This window comes from Ferroglobus sp. (assembly GCF_015521575.1).
Taxonomy (GTDB): Archaea; Halobacteriota; Archaeoglobi; order Archaeoglobales; family Archaeoglobaceae; genus Ferroglobus.
This window is the reverse complement of sequence record NZ_WANY01000004.1, coordinates 1-5729: the sequence shown is the minus strand read 5'-3', so window position 1 is coordinate 5729 and position 5729 is coordinate 1. Positions and strand designations below refer to the sequence as shown.

Here is a 5729-nt window from a genome sequence, read left to right as displayed (position 1 = left end):
CGGAATCATCGTCTTTAGGAAGAGGTTCTTCAGCAAGTAAATTATAATCCCACCAATCAGAGGACCGTAGAGAGTTCCGAGCCCTCCAAGGACTGCGGAAAGAATTATCATAAGCATTAACGGAATGTCATACAAATCCGGACCGGCTGTTATTCTGTAGAGAACCATCGTTGCTCCGGCAATTCCAGCAAAGAAAGAACTTATCGTAAAAGACAAAACTTTGTACTTCACAACATCTATTCCCAAAGCTTCAGCCAGTTCCTCATCATCCCTAACCGCCATGAATCTGTAGCCCAAATCGCTTTTGACGATGTATCTTATAGCCAGAAAACAGATCAGAAAGATCGCAAAGGCTATGTAATATCTAATCACGGGAGAAGTCGATAATGCTCTCTCCAAACCAATTGAAAAACCTTCTTCCCCACCGAAAACGTCTGAAAATACGTAAACGCTCTGAATGAAAACGAGAGGGAGAATTGCCGTGACTAAAGCGAAGTAGTAACCCTTTAACCTTAAAGTCACGAACCCTATCGCAGCTCCGAAAAGGGCTGCGACGATGCCACCGATCAGAATTGATAAAAACTGATTCTGAGGAGGAAGAGATGCCAAAACCGGAGAGATGCTTTCAAGTCTCGATGGAACTTGGAGTAAAGCCGCTGTATATGCTCCGAGCCCAACAAAGACGGTATGCCCAAGATTTACTTGACCGGTGTAACCGACTATTACGTCCCAGCTTATGACAAGGATGAGGAAAAGGAAAAGCATACCGAATAAGAAGAGGTATCCGCTCGGAATGTAAAACGGCAATGTCAGGGCGATTATCAAACCGATTATTCCTACAAGGTAATTCTTCAACCCCTTCATTCTTCCACCCCGAAGAGTCCTGTTGGTTTGAATATCAACACGGCAATTATCAAAAGCATGACAACGAACTCAGCCCACCTTGCCCCAAGAAAAACGATCGTAGTTGCTAAGACATAGCCAACGATGAACGAAGCTACTATACTCCCCTTCACGCTACCGAGTCCTCCCAGGATGACTATTGCGAAAGCGAAAATCAGGGATTTTATCGCCGCAAAAGGATTGGCTGAGAATATCTGAGCGTAAAATATCCCGGCAAAGCCCGCTAAAATTGCTGAGATGAACATCGTAACCATGAAAATTCTTTCCACGTTTATGCCGATTAACATAGCTCCTTCGTAGTTTTGGGAAGCAGCATTGATCATCTTTCCTGTTCTCGTTTTGTTTATGAATATCTCAAGGATCACAAGAATTATTATCGAGCAGACAAAAGCTAAAATTCTTTTATACGTGACTGGGACATCGTATATTCTCACAACCCCTTTGACGAAGCTCGGCAAACTTACTCCGTGTTCTCCGTAGGTGAGCAGGATGATCTGCTCAAAAAGCAAGGCTAAAGCGAGTGTTACGATTATGACCATAACTTCGTGTTCTCTTATCGGGGCGAGCAAAAATCTATAGATTGCGACTGCCAAAACACCTATCAAAAGAACTCCGAGAACGACGGAGAGATAAAGGTTTAATCCGCTTTTGTAAAATGTTATCGCAAAATAAGCAGCCAAAACGAAAAACGTTCCATGGGCGAAGTTGAGAATCCTTGAGACTCCGAAAATGAGCGTGAAGCCCGATGAGACCAGAGCCCACATTCCACTTATAACTGCACCGTAGATAAGTATCCTGACAATGTCTTCAATCATACTTAATCACGACATTACAAAAAATAAAAAATTTTCGGAAATATTTTACAAAGTTAAATCTTCACTCAAGCCAAGGTGGCAATTTCAAGTCGCAAGTTGCAACGGTCTCCGGGTAAAGGATGCACTGCTTTCCGTCCTGCCACTGGCTAACCCAGTTCCTCACGTACTCGTCTCCCCAGACTAACGCGTGGTTCTTGTGGAATGCGACGTTTCTTGTGAGCTTAGCTGGATTTCCTGGCTTGAACTGCTCAAGGTATTTCACTACGACATCTGGGTCGAACGGATTCTCTTCTCCAGCTTTGTAAGCTGCTTCAACAGCCATCTTGTAGATGTAAACTGCATCGTAAGCTCCGTAGGCTTGGTGAGACTCAGGATAGTGTCCGTACTTCTCCTTGTAAGCCTCGACGAACTTCTTAGCCATCTCGGTTGGAGGAGCTGTAACTAAGACTCCACCATCAGCAAGGAATATGTAGTACTCAGCAGCTCCCTCCGTCTTTTCGTAGAACTTGTAGTCTATAGCAGCCAAGTCGTGTCCAGCTAAGAGGAACTTCGGCTGTAACTCAGCCCACTGCTTAACAAGGACATCGCCTGTTCCGGCTATAGCCAGTATTGGAATGACTAAATCTGCTCCCTTATCTTCAGCATCGATAAGGAGCTGCTCGTATTCGGTATAACCTCTTCCGACTTTCGCATCTCCAACGATCTCAATACCCCTCTCCTCAAGGAGTGGAGTTAGCTCTTTCATAACGAAGTCCGTCCAGATGTGCTCGTCTCTTATTATGTAGACCTTGTTAACCTCGTAACCTTTACTTCTAAGATAGTCGATCATTCCAGCTATGTCCCAAGCAAAAGTCGTTCCGTTGTTCTGACTTATCCTGAACCAGTACTTGTACTTCTCGTAGTTCTCAGCCACTCTCTTCGGATGTCCAGGAGATGAGGCATCAGCTAAGAACACGGTCTTGGTCTCAGCCATAACCTCCATCAATGTGTTCATGACTCCACTGCTGAAGCCACCGAGTATCATGTCCGCTTTCTCTACCTCAGCCAACCTTCTGAATTCGGATGCTGCGACATCTGGGTTGAGCTTGGTATCTCCAACGACGATCCTTATCGGCAATCCAAGAATGCCTCCCTGAGCGTTGATCTCCTCCGCTGCCAATCTTGCCGCTTTCTCCTCAGCCTGTCCTTCAGGTAAAGCCATCGGACCGATGACTCCTATAACTACCTCCTTCTTGCCACCAAACTTAGGAGCGGGAGTGGGAGTTGCTACCGGAGTCTCCTTCTTCTCTGGCGTTGGTGTCGGCGCTGGAGTTGGGGTTGGTTTTTTCTCCGCTGGCTGTGCACAGCCGAAGAGTAAAGCCGCTACAACCAGCAACAAAACGACCTTCCGCATCATCAGTAATAAAAAATCGTGGAAATACTTAAATATTTCGAAGGTATTAAGCTTTGTTTGATGAAGGTTATACTTGATGTTGAAAATGTAAAGAAAAAGTTCGGTGAACTTGTGGCTTTGGAAAATATTTCGTTCAGTGTACATGACAAAGAATGCCTTGGCATCATAGGACCGAACGGAGCTGGAAAGACGACGCTGTTCAACATAATTTCGGGGCATTTAAAGCCAACGGCTGGGGAAGTGTACTTCAACGGGGAGAGAATTACCGGACTGCGTCCGAGTAGGATAGCAAAGAAGGGTTTGGTTAGGACGTTTCAAATTCTAAAGGTCTTTCAGAATTTAACCGTCGAGGAGAATTTTAGGGCTGCGGGAATAGAGCCGAAAGTGGCGGAAAAGATAATGAAGGAACTCAATCTTCACGAAAGGAGAAACATTCTTGCGAAAAACCTTTCTCAGGGGGAGATGAGAAAGCTAAACATAGCCTTAGCTTTAGCAAAAAATCCGAAGGTTCTTCTGCTGGATGAGCCTTTTTCCGGACTGAGTCCGGCAGAATGCCAAGAGCTGCATTCAGTCATAGATCATCTGAAAGAAAAAGGTGTGACGCTGGTGATAATCGAGCACAAGCTGAAGGAGTTGTTCAACCACGCTGAGAGAGTGATAGTCCTCAATTACGGATACATTCTCTGCGAAGGTACTCCAGAAGAGATCGTGCAAGACGTTAGAGTTATAGAAGCTTACTTGGGTGTGGGAAATGTTGCTGGAAGTTAAGGATTTGAAAGCCTACTACGGAAAGGCACAAATCCTCCACGGAATAAACCTTGGAATTGATGATGGAGAATTCTTCGCTTTACTCGGACCGAACGGAGCTGGAAAGACAACGCTCATAAACTCTATCTGCGGTCTGGTGAAAACTGAAGGAAGAATCTCTTTTGAGGGAAAAGACATCTCAAAGCTGAAACCCTACGAAAGAATAAGGCTTGGAATAGGGGTTTGTCCGGAGGGGAGAAAGTTATTCCCCGACATGAGCGTTGAGGACAACTTGCTTTTAGCTTGCGAAGACGGATGCGAGGACAGATTGGAATTCGTCTACTCCCTCTTTCCGAGAATAAAGGAGCTGAGAAAAAATAAAGTGAAGAATATGAGCGGTGGAGAACAGCAAATGGTAGCGATAGGCAGAGCTTTGATGACCAATCCGAAGCTTTTGCTTTTGGACGAGCCTTCTATGGGGTTGGCTCCGATAGTTTTACTGAAGATAAGAGACGCTTTAATGAGGATAAAGGAGGAAACGAACATCTCGATTCTTATAGTTGAGCAGAACGTTCACCTTGCTTTGGAGCTTGCCGACAGGGTGGCGTTATTAATAAAAGGGGAAATTGTTAAAGAGGGTAGCGTTGATGAAATGAAGGATATTGAAAAGCACTACTTCGAGGTGTGAACATGCCGGTTACGTTGAGAGTGAGAGACATAATGAATAAGGATGTTACGAAGGTTTATGAGGATGAAAGCGTTCACGAAGCGACGAAGAAAATGGTCGAAAAGGGAGTGAAGTGCGCAGTGGTCGTGAACAACAAAGGGGAGCCTATAGGAGTTATTACTGAAGGAACAGTAACGAGAAAGGTCCTCTTAGCCTGCAAAGATCCGAGGGAGGTGAAAGTAAAGGATATAATGTCGAAGCCAATAATAACGATAAAGGCGGATGCGACGCTGAAAGAGGCTTCCGACGCTTTCTTAAAGTACGATGTGAAGCAGCTTTATGTAGAAGAAGACGGAAAGATCGTGGGGTTGCTTACGGAGCACAGAATTCTAAAAGCGATAAATGAGGTTATAATGACACTTTTGTCGATATAATTTAAATTCCCTTTGCGAATTTTTTCTCATGAAATTTTTTACCGACTGGGAAGGGCCTTGGATACTCAACGACATAGCCTACGAGCTTTGTTTGGCAATCTTCAACAACGGGGAGTTTTTCGAGAGAATTAGCCAGTACGACGACTATCTGATGATGTCTGGCAAAGGCTCCGCTGGAAGCACGCTAAAGCTTATCGCTCCCTTTCTCGTTGCCGCTGAACTTAAGAGGGAGGAGGTAGTAAAGATAAGCAGAGATTTAGCGAAGTTTGTTCCTCAAGCGGAGGAGGCTATGAGGTTTCTCTGCGAAAGGTATGAAGCTGTGGTAATTTCCACGAGCTACGAGGATTACTTAAAGGTGACTTCGGAAATGCTCGGAGTAAGAGGGAAAATACACGGAACTTCTTTCGACCCCGAGAAATACGAAATTGACGAGAGGTGGAAGAGATGGCTAATTGAAAAGGTGGACGAAATAGCTTCTCTGCCAGAAATAGATCCGACTGATCCTGACGAAAGGGCTGTGAAGTATTTGAACGATCTGTTCAAAGAGATAGAAAAGAGTCCGTTTAAGAGAGTGCTCGAAGACGTGAAAGTAGTAAATGCAGAGGAGAAGAGGAGGATTATGGAAAGTTACGGAGAGAGGAAAGTCGTAGCCATAGGAGACAGCATTTCGGACGTGGAAATGCTCAGGGCTGCGAGGGAGAAAGGTTTAGCCGTATCCTTTAACGGAAATAGATATGCCGTTAGAGAGGCAAACGTTATAGTAGTAAGCG

General features: G+C 44.9%; 7 protein-coding genes. 4 read left to right on the top strand and 3 right to left on the bottom strand.

The features are described from left to right. The 3 genes from F7C14_RS00210 to F7C14_RS00200 form a co-directional block, all read right to left on the bottom strand. Positions 1-864, bottom strand: an 864-nt coding sequence (locus F7C14_RS00210; protein ID WP_290898304.1) for a branched-chain amino acid ABC transporter permease, incomplete at its 3' end; no start/stop codon positions are given. After that, on the bottom strand, positions 861-1718 hold the full coding sequence (locus F7C14_RS00205) for a branched-chain amino acid ABC transporter permease (protein ID WP_290898302.1): 858 nt from the start codon (positions 1716-1718) through the stop codon (positions 861-863). The genes F7C14_RS00205 and F7C14_RS00210, both read right to left, overlap by 4 nt. A gap of 61 nt (positions 1719-1779) precedes the next feature. Next, on the bottom strand, positions 1780-3114 hold the full coding sequence (locus F7C14_RS00200; RefSeq protein WP_290898299.1) for an ABC transporter substrate-binding protein: 1335 nt from the start codon (positions 3112-3114) through the stop codon (positions 1780-1782). Between the two features lie 57 nt (positions 3115-3171). On the opposite strand from F7C14_RS00200, the gene F7C14_RS00195 reads away from it, so the two are divergent. The 4 genes from F7C14_RS00195 to F7C14_RS00180 all read left to right on the top strand — a co-directional run. Beyond that, positions 3172-3879, top strand: coding sequence for an ABC transporter ATP-binding protein (locus F7C14_RS00195; RefSeq protein WP_290898296.1), 708 nt, complete (start codon positions 3172-3174; stop codon positions 3877-3879). Next, positions 3863-4546, top strand: a complete 684-nt coding sequence (locus F7C14_RS00190; RefSeq protein WP_290898293.1) for an ABC transporter ATP-binding protein — start codon at positions 3863-3865, stop codon at positions 4544-4546. Before F7C14_RS00195 ends, F7C14_RS00190 begins: the two co-directional genes overlap by 17 nt. Positions 4547-4548: 2 nt before the next feature. Further along, the gene (locus F7C14_RS00185) at positions 4549-4959 is read left to right on the top strand and encodes a CBS domain-containing protein (protein WP_290898290.1); all 411 of its coding nucleotides are present in this window, start codon (positions 4549-4551) and stop codon (positions 4957-4959) included. A gap of 28 nt (positions 4960-4987) precedes the next feature. Further along, the coding region (locus F7C14_RS00180) for a hypothetical protein (protein ID WP_290898286.1) at positions 4988-5729 on the top strand (742 nt) is incomplete at its 3' end.

Bases quoted from the DNA above. Each gene is read 5' to 3' on its own strand.
- F7C14_RS00205 (WP_290898302.1), bottom strand. From the start codon at position 1,718: ATGATTGAAGACATTGTCAGGATACTTATCTACGGTGCAGTTATAAGT.
- F7C14_RS00200 (WP_290898299.1), bottom strand. From the start codon at position 3,114: ATGATGCGGAAGGTCGTTTTGTTGCTGGTTGTAGCGGCTTTACTCTTC.
- F7C14_RS00195 (WP_290898296.1), top strand. From the start codon at position 3,172: ATGAAGGTTATACTTGATGTTGAAAATGTAAAGAAAAAGTTCGGTGAA.
- F7C14_RS00190 (WP_290898293.1), top strand. From the start codon at position 3,863: ATGTTGCTGGAAGTTAAGGATTTGAAAGCCTACTACGGAAAGGCACAA.
- F7C14_RS00185 (WP_290898290.1), top strand. From the start codon at position 4,549: ATGCCGGTTACGTTGAGAGTGAGAGACATAATGAATAAGGATGTTACG.